General features: G+C 69.2%; 19 protein-coding genes and 1 pseudogene. 13 read left to right on the top strand and 7 right to left on the bottom strand.

Going from position 1 to position 18607, the window contains the following annotated elements; all coding sequences use genetic code 11:
* Positions 1 to 37: 37 nt before the first annotated feature.
* From ACJ7Z0_RS18765 to ACJ7Z0_RS18755, 3 genes and pseudogenes are all read left to right on the top strand, one after another.
* Positions 38 to 191: pseudogene (locus ACJ7Z0_RS18765) on the top strand (hypothetical protein); the annotation flags it as partial.
* Positions 188 to 1459 (top strand): cation:proton antiporter, encoded by a 1272-nt coding sequence (locus ACJ7Z0_RS18760; RefSeq protein WP_431125357.1) that lies wholly within the window; start codon positions 188 to 190, stop codon positions 1457 to 1459. The pseudogene ACJ7Z0_RS18765 and the gene ACJ7Z0_RS18760, both read left to right, overlap by 4 nt.
* Positions 1456 to 2682: a YbdK family carboxylate-amine ligase gene (locus ACJ7Z0_RS18755; protein ID WP_431125359.1), complete on the top strand. Its 1227-nt coding sequence runs from the start codon at positions 1456 to 1458 to the stop codon at positions 2680 to 2682. Before ACJ7Z0_RS18760 ends, ACJ7Z0_RS18755 begins: the two co-directional genes overlap by 4 nt.
* A 10-nt stretch (positions 2683 to 2692) precedes the next feature.
* Here the strand turns inward: ACJ7Z0_RS18755 and ACJ7Z0_RS18750 are convergent, their stop codons facing one another.
* Positions 2693 to 3670, bottom strand: a complete 978-nt coding sequence (locus ACJ7Z0_RS18750; RefSeq protein WP_434791041.1) for a GlxA family transcriptional regulator — start codon at positions 3668 to 3670, stop codon at positions 2693 to 2695.
* 103 nt (positions 3671 to 3773) lie between these two features.
* Between ACJ7Z0_RS18750 and ACJ7Z0_RS18745 the strand changes: the two genes are divergently transcribed.
* Entirely contained in the window at positions 3774 to 4403 is a 630-nt protein-coding gene (locus ACJ7Z0_RS18745) for an isochorismatase family protein (RefSeq protein WP_434791040.1), read from the top strand.
* 25 nt (positions 4404 to 4428) lie between these two features.
* Complete coding sequence (thiL, locus tag ACJ7Z0_RS18740; protein ID WP_434791039.1) at positions 4429 to 5388, top strand: thiamine-phosphate kinase; 960 nt, start codon at positions 4429 to 4431, stop codon at positions 5386 to 5388.
* Here thiL and ACJ7Z0_RS18735 read toward each other — a convergent pair whose 3' ends face one another.
* Together ACJ7Z0_RS18735 and ACJ7Z0_RS18730 are read right to left on the bottom strand one after the other, a co-directional pair.
* Positions 5389 to 6099 carry a DUF3053 domain-containing protein gene (locus tag ACJ7Z0_RS18735; protein WP_434791038.1) on the bottom strand — a complete coding sequence of 237 codons (711 nt, stop codon included), beginning with the start codon at positions 6097 to 6099 and terminating at the stop codon, positions 5389 to 5391.
* Positions 6100 to 6195: 96 nt separating this feature from the next.
* Positions 6196 to 7092 (bottom strand): LysR family transcriptional regulator, encoded by an 897-nt coding sequence (locus tag ACJ7Z0_RS18730; RefSeq protein ID WP_431125369.1) that lies wholly within the window; start codon positions 7090 to 7092, stop codon positions 6196 to 6198.
* A 102-nt stretch (positions 7093 to 7194) separates the two neighbouring features.
* Here ACJ7Z0_RS18730 and ACJ7Z0_RS18725 point away from each other — a divergent pair, with 102 nt between their 5' ends.
* Positions 7195 to 8211, top strand: coding sequence for a Bug family tripartite tricarboxylate transporter substrate binding protein (locus ACJ7Z0_RS18725; protein ID WP_434791037.1), 1017 nt, complete (start codon positions 7195 to 7197; stop codon positions 8209 to 8211).
* Between the two features lie 15 nt (positions 8212 to 8226).
* Complete coding sequence (locus tag ACJ7Z0_RS18720; RefSeq protein ID WP_434791036.1) at positions 8227 to 9930, top strand: FAD-dependent oxidoreductase; 1704 nt, start codon at positions 8227 to 8229, stop codon at positions 9928 to 9930.
* 13 nt (positions 9931 to 9943) lie between these two features.
* Here the strand turns inward: ACJ7Z0_RS18720 and ACJ7Z0_RS18715 are convergent, their stop codons facing one another.
* Positions 9944 to 11422 (bottom strand): MFS transporter, encoded by a 1479-nt coding sequence (locus tag ACJ7Z0_RS18715; RefSeq protein ID WP_434791035.1) that lies wholly within the window; start codon positions 11420 to 11422, stop codon positions 9944 to 9946.
* Positions 11423 to 11604: 182 nt separating this feature from the next.
* On the opposite strand from ACJ7Z0_RS18715, the gene ACJ7Z0_RS18710 reads away from it, so the two are divergent.
* Genes ACJ7Z0_RS18710 through ACJ7Z0_RS18695 form a run of 4 tightly spaced genes read left to right on the top strand, consistent with a single transcriptional unit; the run spans position 11605 to position 13484 of the window.
* Entirely contained in the window at positions 11605 to 12129 is a 525-nt protein-coding gene (locus ACJ7Z0_RS18710) for a phosphatidylglycerophosphatase A family protein (protein WP_431132354.1), read from the top strand.
* Positions 12123 to 12677 (top strand): CinA family protein, encoded by a 555-nt coding sequence (locus ACJ7Z0_RS18705; RefSeq protein WP_434791034.1) that lies wholly within the window; start codon positions 12123 to 12125, stop codon positions 12675 to 12677. The genes ACJ7Z0_RS18710 and ACJ7Z0_RS18705 overlap by 7 nt, the downstream gene beginning before the upstream one ends.
* Before the next feature lies 1 nt (position 12678).
* A complete protein-coding gene (locus ACJ7Z0_RS18700) occupies positions 12679 to 13173 on the top strand; it encodes a nuclear transport factor 2 family protein (RefSeq protein WP_434791033.1) in 495 nt (164 codons plus the stop codon).
* The gene (locus tag ACJ7Z0_RS18695; protein ID WP_431125381.1) at positions 13170 to 13484 is read left to right on the top strand and encodes a GNAT family N-acetyltransferase; all 315 of its coding nucleotides are present in this window, start codon (positions 13170 to 13172) and stop codon (positions 13482 to 13484) included. The genes ACJ7Z0_RS18700 and ACJ7Z0_RS18695 overlap by 4 nt, the downstream gene beginning before the upstream one ends.
* Here the strand turns inward: ACJ7Z0_RS18695 and ACJ7Z0_RS18690 are convergent.
* Entirely contained in the window at positions 13474 to 14661 is a 1188-nt protein-coding gene (locus ACJ7Z0_RS18690) for an MFS transporter (RefSeq protein ID WP_434792688.1), read from the bottom strand. The genes ACJ7Z0_RS18695 and ACJ7Z0_RS18690 overlap by 11 nt on opposite strands.
* Positions 14662 to 14707: 46 nt before the next feature.
* The gene (locus tag ACJ7Z0_RS18685) at positions 14708 to 15490 is read right to left on the bottom strand and encodes a UPF0149 family protein (protein WP_434791032.1); all 783 of its coding nucleotides are present in this window, start codon (positions 15488 to 15490) and stop codon (positions 14708 to 14710) included.
* Between the two features lie 60 nt (positions 15491 to 15550).
* On the opposite strand from ACJ7Z0_RS18685, the gene ACJ7Z0_RS18680 reads away from it, so the two are divergent.
* Together ACJ7Z0_RS18680 and ACJ7Z0_RS18675 are read left to right on the top strand one after the other, a co-directional pair.
* Positions 15551 to 17248 (top strand): FMN-binding glutamate synthase family protein, encoded by a 1698-nt coding sequence (locus ACJ7Z0_RS18680; protein WP_434791031.1) that lies wholly within the window; start codon positions 15551 to 15553, stop codon positions 17246 to 17248.
* Entirely contained in the window at positions 17245 to 18159 is a 915-nt protein-coding gene (locus ACJ7Z0_RS18675; RefSeq protein WP_434791030.1) for a BUD32 family EKC/KEOPS complex subunit, read from the top strand. Before ACJ7Z0_RS18680 ends, ACJ7Z0_RS18675 begins: the two co-directional genes overlap by 4 nt.
* On the opposite strand, the gene ACJ7Z0_RS18670 is transcribed toward ACJ7Z0_RS18675, so the two are convergent.
* Positions 18156 to 18599 (bottom strand): putative toxin-antitoxin system toxin component, PIN family, encoded by a 444-nt coding sequence (locus ACJ7Z0_RS18670; protein ID WP_434792687.1) that lies wholly within the window; start codon positions 18597 to 18599, stop codon positions 18156 to 18158. The genes ACJ7Z0_RS18675 and ACJ7Z0_RS18670 overlap by 4 nt on opposite strands.
* Positions 18600 to 18607 lie beyond the last annotated feature (8 nt).

The raw sequence follows: 18607 nt of genomic DNA, 5'->3' as shown, positions 1-18607 counted from the left end.
CCCTCGCTTCGGTGAGCGGTGGCGCCCATTCCAGGGAGTGGGCGCGCTCGACGTGCGCGTGGGTTTTCTATTTCGCTTTTCGTCTGGCGCTGCGCGCGCACGGCGTCAACCTCGGTGACTGCGTGCGCATCCGCGGCGCGATCCGTGCACGCTGGCGCAGCCGGTCCATCAGCTTTTTTCTACCTGCATGAATCTGACGAGTCTCTTCAACGACCTGCTGGGCTTCTGGTCCGAGTGGCTGCGCCCTTCGGCGGGCCTGCCGACCGTGCTGTGGTCGCTCCTCTTGGCCGCGGCCGCCGCCTCCGGTCACCTGGTGCAGCGCTACCTGGGCTTGCCCAAGGTGGTGGGCTATTCGGCGGTCGGCGCGGTGGTCGGCCTGGCCGGCTTCGAAGGCGCCATCTGGCCGCTGCGCGGCATCAGCCTGTTTCTGCTGGAACTGGGCGCGGCCGTGGTGCTGTTCGAGGCCGGTGGCCGGCTGCCGCTGCGCTGGTTCCGCCACAACCCGATGGTGCTGGTGCAAAGCCTGCTCGAAGCCACGCTCACCTACTTCGGCGTGTTCTGGATGCTGCAGCTGCTGGGCCTGCCCGATCCGGTGGCCAACCCGATCGCGCTGATGGCCATCGTGGCATCGCCGGCGGTGCTGAGCCGCGTGATCATCGACACCCGCGCCTCGGGGCCGGTGACCGAACGCGCCATGACGCTGGCCACGCTCAACACCTTCTATGCGCTGACGCTCGGCTATGCGCAGGCCGGCCTGATCGAGCGGGCGCCGCAGACGCTGCTGCAAAAGCTCTATCCGGTGGCGGTGGTGCTCGGCCTTTCGTTCGTGATCGGCGGCATCCTGGCGCTGGCGCTGCGCACGGCCCTGCGCTTCATGAGCCCGACGAGCGAGAACACCTCGATCCTGCTGCTCGCGCTCATCGCCGCCGCCAGCGCCCTCACGGCCCACGTCGGCGGCTCCGCCCCGCTGGCCGCGCTGATCGGCGGGGTGCTGCTCAAGACGCTCAACCCCAAGCCCTGGGCCTGGCAGCGGCAGCTCGGCACGGCCTCGTCGCTGCTCACCATGCTGATGTTCGTGCTGGTGTCCATCGTGGCGGCGCAGGCCGACTGGACCCTGCCGGTGGCCAGCGTGGTGCTGGCGGTGATCGGCATCCGCCTGTTCGCCAAGATCGCCGGCGTGGCCATTGCCAACCCGGGCAGCGGCGCTAGCTGGAACCAGGCTTTCTGGGTCGGCTGCGCGATGTCGCCACTGTCGTCGATCGCGCTGCTCATCGCTTCGAACTTCACCACCGCGTCGCCACTGCTCGGCACCATGATCACGCAGGTGGCCCTGCCCTCGATTCTCCTGATGGAAGTCCTGGGTGCCGTGATCGCCACCGTGGCCATCCATGCGGTGGGCGAAAGCTCGGTGCCCTGGACGCCCCAGGCCTTCAGCACCACGGAGGACACGCAGCGATGACCGCGGCCATGGCTTTTCCCGACAACTCCAACATGTCCAACGCGGCGGACAGCGACGACTTCCGTTCCGCACCGCTGCCCGTGGACCCCGCGCGCCGCGTGGTCAAGCTCGAGCCCTTCAACCACTCCGAAGCGCTGTCGCTCGGCGTGGAGCTGGAGCTGCAGCTCGTCAACACGCACGACTACGACCTTGCGCCCTACGCCGAAGACATGCTGCGGCTGATGGCGCAGACGCCGCTCCCCGGCAGCGTGGTGCCCGAGATGACCTCGAGCATGATCGAGATCTCGACCGACATCTGCCACTCGGCGCAGGACGTGATCACGCAGCTCTCGCCCATTCGCGAGGCGCTGATCAAGAATGCCGACAAGCTCAACATCGCGGTGGTGGGCGGCGGCACGCATGCGTTCCAGCAATGGCACGAGCGGCGCATCTACGACAAGCCGCGTTTTCGCGAGCTGTCGGAGCTCTACGGCTACCTGAGCAAGCAGTTCACCATCTTCGGGCAGCACGTGCACATCGGCTGCCCCGACGCCGATGCGGCGCTGCTGATGCTGCACCGCATGTCGCGCTACATCCCGCACTTCATCGCGCTGTCGGCCTCGTCGCCGTTCGTGCAGGGGCAGGACACGCAGTTCGACTCGGCCCGGCTCAATTCGGTGTTCGCGTTTCCGCTCTCGGGCCGCGCGCCCTTCACCTTGAGCTGGAAAGAGTTCGAGGCCTATTTCGAGCGCATGACCCGCACCGGCGTCGTGCGCAGCATGAAAGACTTCTATTGGGACATCCGGCCCAAGCCGGAGTTCGGCACCATCGAGATCCGCGTGTTCGACACGCCGCTCACCGTCGAGCGCGCGGCCGCGCTGGCGGGCTACGTACAGTCGCTTGCCGCGTGGTTTCTGCAGGAGCAGCCCTTCGAGCCGACGGAAGACGACTACCTCGTCTACACCTACAACCGCTTCCAGGCCTGCCGCTTCGGACTCGACGCGGTGTACGTGGACCCGGCCAGCGGCCAGCACATGCCGCTGCGCGACCACATCCTCATGACGATGACGCAGCTCGAATGGCACAGTGAGGCGCTCAACGCCACGCAGGCCCTGGGCGAACTGCGCACCAGCGTCGAAGCCAACCGCAACGATGCGCGATGGCTGCGCGAGAAGCAGGGCAAGGAGCGCCTGCTGGCCGAGGTGGTGCGGCAGGCAGCGCTGCGCTTCCGCGGCGCCGCCTGATCGATCTGATTCAGGCGGCCACGACCTCCTGCGAGAACTGCCTGCGGTACGCGGTGGGCGAGGTCTTGAACGCCGCGACGAAGTGCTTTCGCAGCGATACCGCCGAGCCGAAACCCGCATCGGTGGCCACGCGCTCGACGGGGTGGCCGGTGGTCTCCAGCAGCCGCTGGGCCAGCGCCAGGCGCTGGTTCTGCAGCCATTGGCCGACCGTGGTGCCGGTGGCTTCACGAAAGCGCCGCGTGAAAGTGCGCCGGCTCATCAGCGCACGCCTGGCCAGGCTGTCCAGCTCATGCGGGCTGTGGAGATGGCGGCCCAGCCATTCGAGCAGCGGCGCGAGGCGGTCGCTCTCGGCCGCGGCAGGCACCGGCCGTTCGATGTACTGGGCCTGCCCACCCTCTCGGTGCGGCGCAACGACCATGCGCCGCGCGGCACGGTTCGCCGCCTCGGCGCCGTAGCGTACGCGCAGCAGGTGAAGGCAGCAGTCGATGCCCGCGGCCGTGCCCGCGGAAGTGAGCACGTCGCCATCGTCGACATACAGCACCTCGGGTTGCAGCATGACCTTCGGATATTGCCTTGCAAAGGCTTCGGCCAGGTTCCAGTGCGTGGTGGCCGGGCGGCCGTCGAGCAGGCCCGCCTCGGCCAGCACGAAGGCCCCCAGGCACAGCCCGACCACGATGGCGCCGCGGCGGTGCGCCGCCTGCAATGCACGAATGAGCGCGGGCGGTGCGGGCCTCCCATCGTCGCGCCATGAAGGCACCACCACGATCTGCGCCCGCCGGATGGCTTCGAGCCCATGCGTCACCACGAGTGTGAAACCCGCGTTGGTTTGCAGTTGGCCTGGCTGAGCGGCGCACACCTGGAGACGAAAACGCGGGGCGCCCGATTCGGTACGGTCTTCGCCGAAGACCATGCACGGCACGGACAGGTGGAAGGGGCTGATGCCGTCGAAAGCCACGACGGCGATGGTTTCGGCGGGTTTGCGTTGCATGGCCCGATCTTATCGATGAATGGCTTCCGGGCCACTTTCTCGCATGCGCCCCGGCGGGAACAATCACCTCATTCCACAACACATCCAACGGAGCAGAAAGACCATGAGCAACACCACCGCACCGCGCCGCGCCCTCGTCGTGATCGACGTGCAGAACGAGTATTTCGAAGGCGGCGGATTGCCGATCGAATACCCGCCCGTCGAGCAGTCGCTGCCGAACATCGCCCGGGCCATGGACGCGGCCCATGCCGCCGGCACGCCCGTGGTGGTGGTTCGCCACCATGCGCCCAAGGGCGCCCCGGTGTTCCGGGCCGACACGCACAACGGCCAGCTGCATCCGGAAATCGCCAGGCGGCCGCACGACCACCTGATCACCAAGGCCTTCCCGAGCGTCTTCACCGGCACCGACTTTGCCGACTGGCTCGCGCGCCACGAGATCGACACGCTGAGCGTGGCCGGCTACATGACCCAGAACTGCGATGCATCGACCGTGTTCGAGGCGATGCACCGCGGGCTGAACGTGGAGTTCCTGTCGGATGCCACCGGCGCGCTGCCTTATTCGAATGCGGCCGGTCAGGTGAGCGCCGAGGAGATCCACCGCGTGTTCAGCGTCGTGTTCCACAGCAATTTCGCAGCCGTGACGAGCACCGAGGCCTGGATCGCTGCCATGCAGGGCGGGCAGGCGATCGAGAAGGACAACGTGGTGATGTCCAACCGGCGCGCGCGGGCATGAGTGTCGTAGCGCTTATGCTCGCCCCATGGGTGAATTCGACCTGATCGCACGCTACTTCAAACGCCCCGCCAAGCGCTCTCCGCTCGGCGTGGGCGACGACTGCGCATTGCTCGCACCGGCGCCCGGCATGCAGCTCGCCGTGTCCTCGGACATGCTGGTCGAAGGCCGGCACTTTCTCTCGACCGTCGATCCGGTGCGGCTTGGCCACAAGGCGTTGGCCGTGAACCTCAGCGACCTTGCAGCCTGCGGCGCCAGGCCGCTGGCCTTCACGCTCGCGCTGGCACTGCCCGGTGTCGACGAGCCCTGGCTCGAAGGCTTCTCGCGCGGGCTCTTTGCGCTGGCCGACGAACACGGCTGCGAACTCGTGGGCGGCGACACCACGCGTGGGCCGCTCAACATCTGCATTACGGTGTTCGGCGAGGTGCCCACCGGCGCGGCGCTGCTGCGATCGGGCGCGCGCACCGGCGACGACATCTGGGTCAGCGGCACGCTCGGCGACGCACGGCTCGCGCTCGAGGTGTTTCGCGGCACGCTCGCACTGCCGGGCGATGTGTTCGCAGCGGCGCGGATGCGCATGGAGCAGCCCACGCCGCGCGTGGCACTGGGCCTCGCCCTGCGCGGCACGGCTTCCGCGGCGGTGGACGTGAGCGATGGGCTCGTCGGCGACCTGGGCCACATCCTGGCGTCGAGCCGGGTGGGCGCCACGCTCGACGCCGATGCGGCCGCGTCCGTCGTGGCGGCCGCCGCGGGCTCGGGCCTCGGCACCGACGTGCTGCGCACCTGCGCGCTCTCGGGCGGCGACGACTACGAGCTGGTCTTCACCGCGGCGCCTTCAGCGCGTGCCGCGGTCGAGCAAGCCGGCAAGGAGAGCGCCACGCGCGTCACGCGCATCGGCCGCATCGAGGCCGATGCCGGCCTGCGCATCGTGGACGCCAGCGGGGCACCGATTGCCCAGCGATTCGGCTCCTTCGACCACTTCGCGTGATCAGGATCCGCGGACCATTGCCTGCATTTTGGTCTGGGCAGCGTTGATGGCCTTCGAATGGCCATTGAGGTCCTGCAGCATCTTGTTGAGTTCTGCCTGCACGGCCGGATCGCTCACGGTCATGGACGCGCCCGACACCTGGATCTTCGACTTGTTCTTTTCGAGATAGTCGCCCACCGCGAGCGCGCCGTCGAACACGGAATCGAGCGCGGGGAACACCTCCTTGAAGGTGGCGGCCGGTGCCGCGACGGTCTTTTCATAAGCCTTGTCGTAGACCTGCTTCAGGTCGTCCGGCTGCTTGAGCCCGGCATGCGCGGCGTCGGCCTTGGCCAGCTCCTTGTCGAGCGCGGTGCGCAGGCCGCCCAGGCCGTCCTTGGCAGCCTTGAGGTCGTCGCGGCGCGATGCCAGGTCGGCCACCGATCGCAGCGCGCCCTTGGCCATCACCTGGCTCATCGGCTGGCCGACCGACTTGTTCATGCCTTCGTTGAAATCGGCAATCACCGCGTAGTGCTGCGCATAGTCGCCGAAAGAGGCTTTCTCGTCGGCCGTGAGCGTGGGCACGCGCAGGCCCGGCTTGTCGAGCACGCGGGTCTGCAGGAAGCCGATGAAGGCGGTGCGCTGTTCCGCCTCCTTGCTGCCGCAGGCGGCGAGCAGCACGCTGAACGCGAGGCACAGCCACAAGGCGTTGAAACGGACCAGGGTTCTTTTCATGATGACCATGCCTTCGCTTGAGAATGAGCCGCCGAGCATACGATGGCCGACGACGCCGGCGAATACGTCGGACGGCATGCAGCGGTCTACGGTGGCCTACAGCGATTGCTTCAGCACGTCGATGAAGCTGCGCGCCGCGGCCGACAGCGAATGCCCGCGCTTGGTGACCACCGAGACGTCGCGCGACACGCGCGGCGCGCTGAGCATCTTGATCACCAGCGACGGATCGCCCGCCGCCCGTGCAAAGGCCGAGGGCATGATCGACGCACCCATGCCGCAGGCCGTCATCCACAGCGCGGTCGAGAGGAACGACACCTCGTTGACCACGTCCAGCGCCACGCCGGCTTCGGCCGCGGTGCCGTCGATGAGCGGCCGAACGCCATAGCCGGGACGCACGGTGATCACGGGGTGGCGGCCGAGATCGGTCCAGCGGACCACGCGCGCCTTGGCCAGCGGATGGTCGCTGCGGCACACCAGCGCGAGGTGGTCGCGCATCAGGCGCTCCGTCTCGACCTCGGCGCCGGGCCGCTCGGGCGTGCCGATGCCGAAATCCACATGCTCGCCGAGGATGCGCGAAATGAACTGGTCGGGCGCGCAGTCGTTCACCAGCACGCGCACCTTGGGGTGCTGCTGGCTGAATATGCGCAGCGCGTCGGGCAGCAGCATCGCGGCGAGCGTCGGCGTGATGGCCAGCGTCACGCGCCCGCGCTCGAGCGTGGCCAGTTCGCGAAAGTCGGCCGAGAGCGAATCGACGTCGCGCAGCACGCGCTCGACCGTGGCGAGCATCTCTTCCGCCGCGGCCGTGGGCTTGAGCGAGCGCGTGGTGCGGTCGAACAGCCGCGTGCCCAGTCCTTCCTCCAGCTGGCGGATCAGCATGCTCACCGCCGACTGCGTCACGAACAGCCGCTGCGCCGCAGCGCTGAGCTTGCGCAGCTGGTGGACGGCGAGAAAAGCGCGCAGCTGGCGGATCGTAGGACTGAAGTTCGTATTCATCAGAAAAGATGATATTTCATTCGGAATTTCTTGATTTACGAATGAATGCGGGCATCGTTCAATCCGCATCAAACCAAAACTACATGACATCAAGGGGATGCGATGACGGCAACGACGGCCCGCAGGGCACGGCACGAACTTCGCCGGCAGATGCTGCTGGCCGCGGCCTGCGCGCTCTTCGCCAGCCCCTTGCCCGCGCAGGCCCAAGCCCCGGCCGGCGACTTTCCGAACAAACCGATTCGCGTGGTGGTGACCTTTCCGCCCGGCGGCAGCGCCGACGGCGTGGTGCGCATGCTGGTGCCGCGGCTGAACGAGAAGCTCGGCCAGCAGGTGGTGGTGGACAACCGGCCCGGGGCCGGCGGCAACGTGGGTCTCTCGCTGGTGGCCAAGGCGCCGGCCGATGGCTACACGCTGGGCGTGGGCGCGGCCGGTGCGCTGTCGGCCAACACGAGCCTGTATCCGCAGATGCCCTTCGATCCGCTCAAGGACTTCAAGCCGGTGGGCATGCTCGCGGCCATTCCCTTCGTGATCGTAGGTCACCCCTCCGTGGGCGCCAGGACGCAGGCCGAACTGATCGCGCTTGCCAAGGCCAAGCCGGGCTCGCTTTCCGTGGGCCACGGCGGCAACGGCACGGCCATGCATCTGTCGGCCGCGTTGTTCTCGCAGATGGCCGGGATCAAGCTGGTGGAAGTGCCCTACCGCGGCTCCGGGCCGGCCGCGCTCGATGCGCTGGCGGGCCAGGTTCCGCTTGCGGTGGTGGACCTGCCCTCGGCGCTGCAGCAGATCAAGGCGGGCAAGCTGATCGCTTTCGCGGTGACGAGCCCCGAGCGGCTGCCGATGCTGCCCGACGTGCCGACGGTGGCCGAGGCCGGGCTGCCCGGCTATGACTCCACCGGCTGGTTCGGCGTGGTGGCTCCCGCGGGCACGCCGGCCGCCGTGGTGGCAAGGCTCAATGCCGAGATCAACGCCGCACTGGCGGACGAACAGAACAAGGCCGCGATGCGCAACCTGGGCGTGGAACCCGCGCCGGGCTCGCCCGAGGCCTTCGATGCCTACATTCGCGCCGAAACGAAGAAGTGGGCCAGGGTGATCCAGGACGCCCGCATCAAGCTCGACTGAAAGCCTGGAGAAGCCATGACAGACAAGACGCTCGATGCCGACGTGCTGATCGTCGGCGCCGGCCCGGTGGGGCTCACGCTCGCGATGGACCTGGCCTCGCACGGCGTCTCGGTGGTCATCTGCGAAACCCGCCATTTCGCCGAGCCGCCGAGCGTGAAGTGCAATCATGTTTCCTCGCGCACCATGGAGCAGTTCCGGCGCCTTGGCGTGGCGCAGCAGTTGCGCGATGCGGGGCTGCCCGCGGACTATCCCAACGACGTGGCGTTTCGCACCAGCGTGACCGGCATGGAGCTCTCGCGCATTCCCATTCCGTGCCGGCGCGACCGCTACACCGAGACCGAAGGGCCCGACGCCTGGTGGCCCACGCCCGAACCGCCGCACCGCATCAACCAGATCTACCTGGAGCCGATCCTGCTCAAGCACACGGCCGCCCTGCCCGGCGTGCAGCTGCTCAACCGCACCCAGTTCACGGCGTTCACGCAGGACAGCGATGGCGTGAGCGCGGTGGCCACCGATCTCGACAGCCACGCGACGCGCCACATCCGCTGCCGCTACCTGGTGGGCTGCGACGGCGGTGGCTCCGCGGTGCGCAAGCAGATCGGCGCCAGGCTCGAGGGCACGGCCGTGATCCAGCGCGTGCAGTCGACCCTCATCCGCGCACCGCAGCTGCGCGCGCTGATTCCCGGCAAGCCGGCCTGGTCCTACTACGCGATGAACCCTCGCCGCTGCGGCACGATGTTTGCCATCGACGGGCATGAGACCTGGCTGGTGCACAACCACCTGAACGCCGAGGAGCCCGAGTTCGATTCGGTCGACCGCGACCAGGCGCTGCGCAGCATCCTCGGCGTCGGGCCCGAGTTCTCGTACGACCTCATCAGCAAGGAAGACTGGATCGGCCGCCGCCTGGTGGCCAACCGGTTCCGCGAAGGCCGCGTGTTCCTGGCGGGCGATGCGGCGCACCTGTGGGTGCCGTACGCGGGCTACGGCATGAACGCAGGCATTGCCGATGCGCTCAACCTCTCGTGGCTGCTCGCGGCCTCTGTGAGGGGCTGGGGCGACGAAGGCATTCTCGATGCGTACGAAGCCGAGCGCCTGCCGATCACCGAGCAGGTGTCGAACTTCGCGATGGACCATGCGCAGAAGATGATCCGCGCGCGCCGCGCCGTGCCGCAGGACATCGAGGCGCCCGGCCCCGAAGGCGATGCGCTGCGCGCCGAGCTCGGACGCGAGGCCTACGAACTCAACGTGCAGCAGTTCTGCTGCGCAGGCCTGAATTTCGGCTACTTCTATGGCGGCTCGCCAATCATCGTGGCCGATGGCGAGCACGCGCCGCCGGCCTATTCGATGGGCGGCTTCACCCCTTCCACCGTGCCGGGCTGCCGCGCGCCGCATTTCTGGCTGGCCGACGGCCGCTCGCTCTACGACGCGTTCGGCCCGGGCTACACGCTGCTGCGTTTCGACCGCAGCGCGGACGTGTCGGCGCTCGAGCGCGCGGCACGCGCCTACGGCATGCCGCTGGCCGTGGTCGACATCGACGCCGCGGAGGTGCCGCGCGCCTACATGCACCGCCTGGTGCTGTGCCGCGCCGACCAGCACGTGGCCTGGCGCGGCGCCCATGTGCCACCCGACGCCTACGAGCTGGTGGCGCTGCTGCGCGGAGAAGCGCGGCGCCTTGCGGGCCAGAGGCGGCAGCTCCGATGGGAAGGCGTGGTGGCCTGAAGGGCGCCGTCCGTCATCGGCGGCGTGGCGCAACGAAGCGGGCAACCAGCCATGCCGCCAGCGCGGGCGCGACTGCAAAGCTCGCGAACAACCATAGCGCGGCCGATCGGGCGCCCGCGGCACCGCCCGGCTCCGAGAGGCCGGCTGCGTTTGCCACCAGCCCCGCCACCGCCGCGCCCACGGCCATGCCGTAGAGCTGCACGGTCGTGATCGAGGCGGAGGCCAGGCCCTCCTGTCCGGCCGGAGCGAGCGACATCACGCGCGTGACCAGGTGCGGCCATCCGATACCCACGCCCAGCCCGACGGCCGCCAGTGCAAGGCCGGCCAGCAGCGCTTCGAGTCCCGGCCCGAAGCGGCCGGGCGCGGGCAGCAACAACGCGAGCGCGGCCAGCCCCAGCGTGCAGGCCACCGGCCCCGCGCGCAGCATGCGGTCGGCGCCCGCGCCGCCGCGGCCCGACGACAGCAGCGAACCCACGCTCCAGCCGCCGGCCATCGCGGCCGTGAGATAGCCTGCCGACAATGGCGAATGGCCGTGCAGCAATTGCAGGAAGTACGGCACGAAGATCTCGGTGGTGGTGCCGATCAACAGCAGCACCACGCTCGCATAGATGGCGCCCATGGGCGCGCGCACCGCGTAGGCGCCGGTGGGCAGCAGCCGCACCGCGGCGTGCCGGTCGATCCGCGTGGCGGCCACGCCGAGCGCCAGACCCAGCGCCACGCCCGCGGCCTGCCAGGCGAGCGCCGGCAGGAACTCGCTCGCCGCAATCACCAGCACCGATGCCGCGAGCAAGCCGATCTGCACTGCGGGAATGCGCGGCATGCGGGCCGCGCGCTCGTGCCGTACGCCGGCCGCGGGCCGCAGCTGCACCATGACCAGCAGCGCCTGCAGCGCCGCCAGCGGCAGCAGCGACCAGAAGGCCCAGCGCCAGTGCCCCGCCTCTGCGAACAGGCCGCCCACCGCGGGCCCGCAGAGCGTGGCCACGCCCCACATGCCCGACACCAGCGCCACCGCGCGAGGCCACAGCCGCGGCGCGAACACCAATTGGATGAGCGCATAGCTCAGCGCCGCGAGCAAGCCACCGCCCAGCCCCTGCACCGTGCGGCCCACCAGCAGCCAGGACATGCCCGGTGCGAGCGCGCAGGCCATCGAGCCCGCGGTGAATGCCGCCAGCGCCACCAGGCAGGCGCCGCGCGGCCCCAGCCTGGCGAGCAGCCGCACGGACAGCGTGGCGCCGAGGATCGATCCCACCACGAACAGCGTGGTGCTCCAGGCATACCAGTCGAGTCCGCCGATTTCGTTCACCACCGACGGCAGCACGGTGGTCACGATGTGCACGTTGACCGCATGCAGCGCGACGCCGCCCGTGAGAGCCACGGCGCGCCAGCCGTTGCGCCCGCGGAACAGGTCGCTCCAGGCGGCGGTGGCAGGCAGCGGGCGCAGCCGCGAGGAAGGGTCGGCGACGGCAGGGGAGTCGGATGAGGCAGCGGTCATTTGGCGCGGTCCGTGGCGGACGATCGGGAGCGAAGCAAGGCCCGGATACTAGGCCTCTGCCCTGAATTAAACAAGCTATTGCTTTGATAAATAGAGGGTCTTGGACAGGCCCCCGAATGCGCGACACTCTGGCCTTGATGCAAGCTGCCTCTTCCCCTTCTTCTTCCTCCTCCGCAGGCGCCATGCCGCAAGCCACGCCCCGCCCGACAACAGGCTTCCTGCTGTCTCACCCGGCGCATTTCATCGCCCTCGGCTTCGGCTCGGGGCTGCCGCGCATCGCGCCCGGCACCGTCGGCACGCTGTGGGCCTGGGCGGCCTTTGCCGTGATGCAGCTCTGGCTCTCGCCCGCCACCATCGGTTGGGTCATCCTGGCCTCGCTGCCCATCGGCTGGTGGGCCTGCAGCGTCACGGCACGCGACATGGGCGTGGCGGACCCGGGCAGCATCGTGTGGGACGAGGTGATCGCGTTCTGGATCGTTCTCTGGCTGGTCACGCCGGCGGGCCTGCTCGCGCAGGCGGTGGCGTTCGGCCTGTTCCGCTTCTTCGACGCGGCCAAGCCCGGTCCGGTGGCCTGGGCCGACGGGTTGTTCAAGCAACGCGATGCCACCGAGGTGCGCTGGTGGCGCGCCGGTTTCGGCATCATCCTGGACGACCTGGTGGCGGCGTTCTGCACGCTGCTGGTCATCGCGCTCTGGCGCGCATGGTGAACTTCATGGAACCGTCCTTGCCGTCGAACTTTCTTGCCGACCAGGCCACGCCCGCGCTGGTGGCGACCACGGCCGACCTGCTGCTGAAGAAGGGCTGGATGCTGGCCACGGCCGAAAGCTGCACCGGCGGACTCATTGCGGGCGCGTGCACCGAACTCGCCGGCTCCAGCACGTGGTTCGAGCGCGGCTTCGTCACCTATTCGAATGCGGCCAAGACCGAGCTGCTCGGCGTCGATGCGGCGCTGATCGAAGCCCATGGCGCGGTCAGCGAAGCGGTGGCGCGCGCCATGGCCGAAGGCGCCATCGCGCGATCGGCGGCCCAGGCCGCAGTGGCGGTGACCGGCGTGGCCGGCCCGACCGGCGGCAGCCCCGAAAAGCCGGTCGGCACCGTGTGGTTCGGCTGGTCGGTCGGCGGGCAGGTTCGCACCGAGCGCCGCCGCTTCGAGGGCGACCGCGCCGCGGTGCGCGCGGCCACGGTGCACTACGCGCTCCAGACATTGGTGGGCCTGCTCGGCCCGCACCCCGACACAACAAAAGAGGCCCCATGACATGACAGCAGCAGCCAATGCCCAGACCATCGAACGCTTCTACGAGGCTTTTGCATGGCTCGACGCCCCCGCCATGGCCGCCTGCTATGCCAGCGACGCGGCGTTCGACGACGAGGCCTTTTCGCTGCGCGGCCGGCGCCAGGTGGGCGGCATGTGGCGCATGCTGTGCGATGCCACCCGGGCCAAGGGCGCCGACGTCTGGCGCCTGACCTGGCGCGACGTGCACGCCGACGAAACCAGCGGCCAGGCCCACTGGGACGCGCACTACCGCTTCAGCGCCACCGGCCGGCTGGTCGACAACAGCGTGGATTCGCGCTTCGGCTTCACGCCCGACGGGCTGATTGCCACGCAGCGCGACAGCTTTGCGTTCTGGACCTGGTCGCGCCAGGCCTTGGGCGCCCCCGGTCTTCTGCTTGGCTGGACACCGATGCTGCGCACCAAGGTACGCACCACCGCGGCCGCCAACCTCGCCACCTATCTCGCACGCCAGCCATGAGCAACAGCAACCTCGTCATCACCAACAACGAAGCCCAGCACCGCTACGAAGCCACGCTCGAGGGCCAGCTCGCGGCCTACGCCGAATACAACCTGCTGACCGACGCCATCATGTTCACCCACACCGAGGTGCTGCCCGAGCACGAGGGCAAGGGTGTGGGCTCGGGCATTGCGCGCTACGTGCTCGATGAGGCACGCGCCAAGGGCCTGCACGTGATCCCGGTGTGCCAGTTCATCGCGGGCTACATCCGCAAGCACCGCGAATACGCGGACCTCGTGCGGCCCGACATCCAGCGCGCCTTCAAGATCTGAGGACTTGGGCCTTTGGCGCGGGCAGCCAGGCGAAGGCCGCGATGCCCAGCACCAGCAGCAGGGCAATGGTGGCCAGCACGGCCGTGAGCGGATCGCCGCCATGCGCCGCGGCCACCGAGGCCGCCACGCCGGTGCCCCACTGCATGAGCGCCACGCCGAGGAACATCGCCATGGTGAACACCGCCATCGCGCGGCCCGTGAGCGTGACCGGATAGGCCACGCGCACGTCGGCGTATTGCCAGACGATGAAGCCCGAGAGCATGCCGATGAGCACCATGCCGCCGATGTCCAGCCAAGCCGAATGCGTGAAGGCGATGAGCGCAAACAGGCCCGCATAGCCGAGCGCGCAGGCCACGATCCAGCGGCGGCGCGCAGGGCCGTCGCGGTCCAGGCGCCCGAACAGCGGCGCACCGAAGAGCGAGATCACCGACACTGCCAGCGCGACGTTGCCGCTCTGCACCAGCGAATAGCCGTGGCGCTCCATCATGAGCGGCCCGAGCCACAAGCCGCGCAGCGAGATGAACGCCGCGTAGGTCACGGCGCCGAGCAGGACGATGCCCAGCGTGTGCGGCATGGCCAGCAGCGCGCCGAACTGGCGGATGGCCTCGGGAATGGATTCATTCGTCCGTGGAACGGCCGACGCGGGCTCGTGCACCCAGTGCCAGATCGCGAGCCAAGCCAGCGCCGAGGCCACGGCCAGCACCAGGAACCCGGCGCGCCAGGAATACGCCTGCACCAGCCACGCGAGCGGCGTGCCTGTCACCAGCATGCCGACGCCGCCGATGGCCAGCACCAGGCCCGACACGGTGGCAAAGCGTGCCGCCGGAAAGTGCCGCGCGATGAACACGGTGCACACCAGGAAGGCCGGCGCGCAGCCGATGCCGATCAGCGCCTGCCCCGCCACCAGCACCAGGTAGCTGGGCGCCACCGCCGACAGCAGCGCGCCCGCAATGGCGATCGGAAAGGCGACGAGCACCGTGCGCCGCACGCCGTGCAGATCGATGCCGATGCCCATGAAGAGCTGCATCGCGCCAAAGGCGAAATGGAATGCCCCCGAGAAAATGCCGAGTGCCTGGGCCGAGAGCCTGAAGTCGGCCTGCAGCGGGCTCGCCATGATGGCGCCCACGGTGCGAAAGGCCTGGCTCAGCGCCACCCCGGCGCAAAGCGCCAGCACCATGGCCCACGCCGCGCGCGGCGTCAGCGCTGCGCTGGCCGGCCTGGTGTCAGGCACCGTGGCACTTCTTGTATTTTTTTCCGCTGCCGCAGGGACAGGGATCGTTGCGGCCGGGGGTCGCTTCCTTGCGGATGGTCTCGACCTTCGGCCCCAGGCTCTTCCAGAGCTGGCGCAGGTCGTACACGGCCCAGATGGCGGCGCCGAAATCGTCCAGCCGCTGCTGGCTCACGCTGGGCGGGCCGTCGTCGCTGAACATCGAGAGCGTGGGCTTGGCCTTGTCGTCCTCGGTCAGCGCGACGATGTTGTCGAGCGCATCGTCGAGCATCTGCGCGGCGTCCTTGTCGCGCGGGGTGGCCCAGTCTTCGGGCCAGTTTTCGACCGCGTACATGAAGCCCAGCGCCCAGACCTGCGCGAAGGAGGGAATTTCGTCGCCCTCGACCGCGGCGCGCTCTTCCTCGGGCAGCGAGGCGATGGCGCCGCGGGTGTCGAGCACTTCGGGCTGCCAGCTGCGTTCGTCGTCGAGCGACTGCACGTCGGCGTCCAGCCCCTCCTCGATTTCGAGCCAGCGGCGCTTCCAGTTCCAGACGAACTCCATGTGCTGGGCCGGCACGAAGCCGTCGCCCAGCAGCACGGGCCAGTATTCGGCGGGCTCGATGGGCCGGCGGGTGCAGATCAGCGCGGCCATGAAGCCTTCGCAGAACTCCCACTGGGGAATTTCCTCGTCATGCTCGCGCATGGCGTCGAGCGCCTGGTCGAGGGCGTCGAAATCGTCGGGGCCGAGGGGGGCGGGGGCGGGTGCTGCGGCCTGGGGGGTGTCGTTGGTGGTCGTCATCATGGCAAGTTCGGGGCAGCCCTCTATGATGCAGCAGGCTCCGGCAGTCCACTCATCTCCATGCCCACGATTATTCCGTTTCCAACGCGTTACAGCGCCTTTGCCCTGTGCGTGGCGGGCCTGGCCGCCAGCCTGGTCGCCGTGCTGGTGTCCCCGCACCTGTGGGCCGCCTGGGTGGCGCTGGTGGTTTTTGCGGTACTCAGCGGCACCGGCGTGCACGACCTGCGGCAGACGCGCCACGCGATCCTGCGCAACTATCCGGTGATCGGCCACCTGCGCTTCCTGCTGGAATTCATCCGGCCGGAAATGCGCCAGTATTTCATCGAGAGCGATTCCGAGGCGGCGCCGTTTTCGCGCGCGCAACGCTCGCTGGTGTACCAGCGCGCCAAGGGCGACCCCGACAACCGCCCTTTCGGCACGCAACTCAACGTGACGATCGCGGGCTACGAGTGGATCAACCACTCCATGCAGCCGACCCGGCTCGATAATCACGATTTCCGCATCGTGATCGGCGGCACGCCGCAGCCGGCGGAGGCCAATCCGGCCCAGGTTTGCACCCAGCCCTACAGCGCGAGCGTGTTCAACATCTCGGCCATGAGCTTCGGCGCGCTGTCGGCCAACGCGATCCTCGCGCTCAACCAGGGCGCCAGGATGGGCGGCTTTGCGCACGACACCGGCGAAGGCTCCATTTCGCAGCACCACCGCGTGCATGGCGGCGACCTGATCTGGGAAATTGGCTCGGGCTACTTCGGCTGCCGCAACGAGGACGGCAGCTTCAACGCCGAGCGTTTCAGCGCCAACGCGCGCGATCCGCAGGTGAAGATGATCGAGCTCAAGCTGAGCCAGGGCGCCAAGCCCGGCCACGGCGGCGTGCTGCCGGCACCCAAGGTCACGCCCGAAATTGCGGCCGCACGGGGCGTGCGGGTGGGCGTGGACTGCATCTCGCCCGCCTCGCACGGCGCTTTCTCCACGCCGGTCGAGATGATGCATTTCATCGCCAGGCTGCGCGAGCTGTCGGGCGGCAAGCCCACGGGGTTCAAGTTCTGCCTCGGCCATCCGTGGGAGTGGTTCGCGATCGTCAAGGCCATGCAGGCGACCGGCATCACGCCCGACTTCATCGTGGTCGACGGCGCCGAGGGCGGCACGGGCGCGGCACCGGTCGAGTTCAGCGACCACGTGGGCGCGCCGCTGCAGGAGGGCCTGCTGCTGGTGCACAACACGCTCATCGGCGTGAACCTGCGCCACCGCATCAAGCTGGGCTGCGCCGGCAAGGTGATCACGGCCTTCGACGTGGCGCGCATGATGGCGCTGGGCGCCGACTGGTGCAACGCGGCGCGCGGCTTCATGATGGCCCTGGGCTGCATCCAGGCGCAAAGCTGCCACACGGGCCATTGCCCCACGGGCGTGACCACGCAGGACCCGGTGCGCCAGCAGGCGCTGGTGGTGCCGACCAAGGCCGACCGCGTTCGCAACTTCCATCGCAGCACGCTGCACGCGCTGCAGGAGCTGGTGCAGGCCGCCGGCCTGGACCATCCGCAGCAGATCACCGCGCACCACATCGTGCGGCGCATCTCCGACACCGAAGTGCGCCTGCTCAGCAACCTGGTGATGCAGGTGCAGCCGGGCGCGTTGCTGGGCCCGCTCGACAAGCAGCACAACGTGTTCCGCACCTACTGGCCGCTGGCCAGTGCCGAGAGCTTTCAGCCCGTGACGCAGGGGCCGCACGGCCTGGTGTCGAACCTGCCGCTGGCCGCATGAATCCCCTGCGACGCGGCGCTTCGGCGCGGCCGCACAGCGCCAAGGGGGCGGCCTCGGCGCCCGCCCCCCTCGACGCGCAGCCCTTTGCACCGGCACCGGGCGACTACGCCGAGTTCCTGCGCGTCACGCTGCCCAAGCAGCAGAAGAACGTGGCCAGCCACCGCCTGGGCAGCGAGCGAGTCTGGCTCAAGAAGGCCGGCCCGCGCCATGGCAAGTGGGGCTACCGCGTGATGGCGGCGGTTGCGCGCATGGCGCGGCTGGACATCATCAAGCCGGTGCCCAACCCGGGCGGCGAGGCCGCCATTGCCACCGAGGCGCGGCGCCTCAGGCAGTTGGCGGCCGCGGGCCTGCGGGTGCCCGCGGTGCTGGCGCAGCAGCCGGACGGCCTGCTGATCTCCGACCTGGGCGAAAGCGGCCGCACCACCGTCGTGCTGCAGGAGCGGCTCGACCAGGCTGCGGCGGCCGGGCCCGCCGCGCTGCTCGCGGTCTGGCGCGAAGGGCTGGCCGCCATTGCGCAGGTGCACGTACGCGGCCAGCACCTGAGCCAGGCCTTCGACCGCAACCTGGTGCAGTGCCCCGACGGGGTCATCGGCTACATCGACTTCGAGGACGACCCGGCTGAAGTCATGACGCTGGCCGAGTGCCAGGCGCGCGACTGGCTCAGCTACCTGCACTCCACGGCCATGATGCTGGAGGCCGCCGCGCCCGAAGCCGCCGGCCTGCACTGGCACGCCGCGCTCGCCGACGTGGGCGAGGACGTGCGCCAGCGCATCGCCGAGGCGGCGCGGCGCATGAAGTGGGCGCAGAAGCTGCCAGCGAGCCGCCGCTGGGGCCGCGACACGCAGCGCGTGCGCGCGGTGGCGCGGCTCCTGGGGCGCTGGCACGGCGCGCCGCCGCCCTCCGTCGGCTAGGGCGCCAGCACCGCCTGCACCACCACGCCTTGCGCGGCGAGGCGCTTGCGCATGGTCAGCACGGCCTGGTCCTTGCTGAGCAGCCGTGCGCGCCGCGCGACCGCGAGGTCGATGAAGACCTGATCGTCGGGGTCCTTGCAGACGCAAGAGGCGCGTGGCGGCGCCTCCGCAACCAGTTGCACCCGCTCGTCGAAGGACGCGAGAACGGCCTCTGCCGCCAGGTTCCTGCGCGCCAGGCGCGCCGCGATGAGCGGATAGCCGAGCACCCGCGCAAGCTCGCTGCGCATGGCGGCAGTCGCCAGCCAGCGCAGTTCGCTGGCCGCAAGAGCGGCGGCCAGCGGCAGGCAGTCGGGGTTGTCGAACACCAGCAAATCGAGCGCGATGTTGGTGTCGATGACAACGAAGGCGCCCGGCGCGGCGTTTGCTTCTTCTGGAGAAATGAAAATTT

Source organism: Variovorax palleresanus (assembly GCF_051144945.1).
GTDB lineage: Bacteria > Pseudomonadota > Gammaproteobacteria > Burkholderiales > Burkholderiaceae_C > Variovorax > Variovorax paradoxus_S.
The sequence above is the reverse complement of the archived record's forward strand: the minus strand, read 5'-3'. Positions and strand labels throughout refer to the sequence as shown.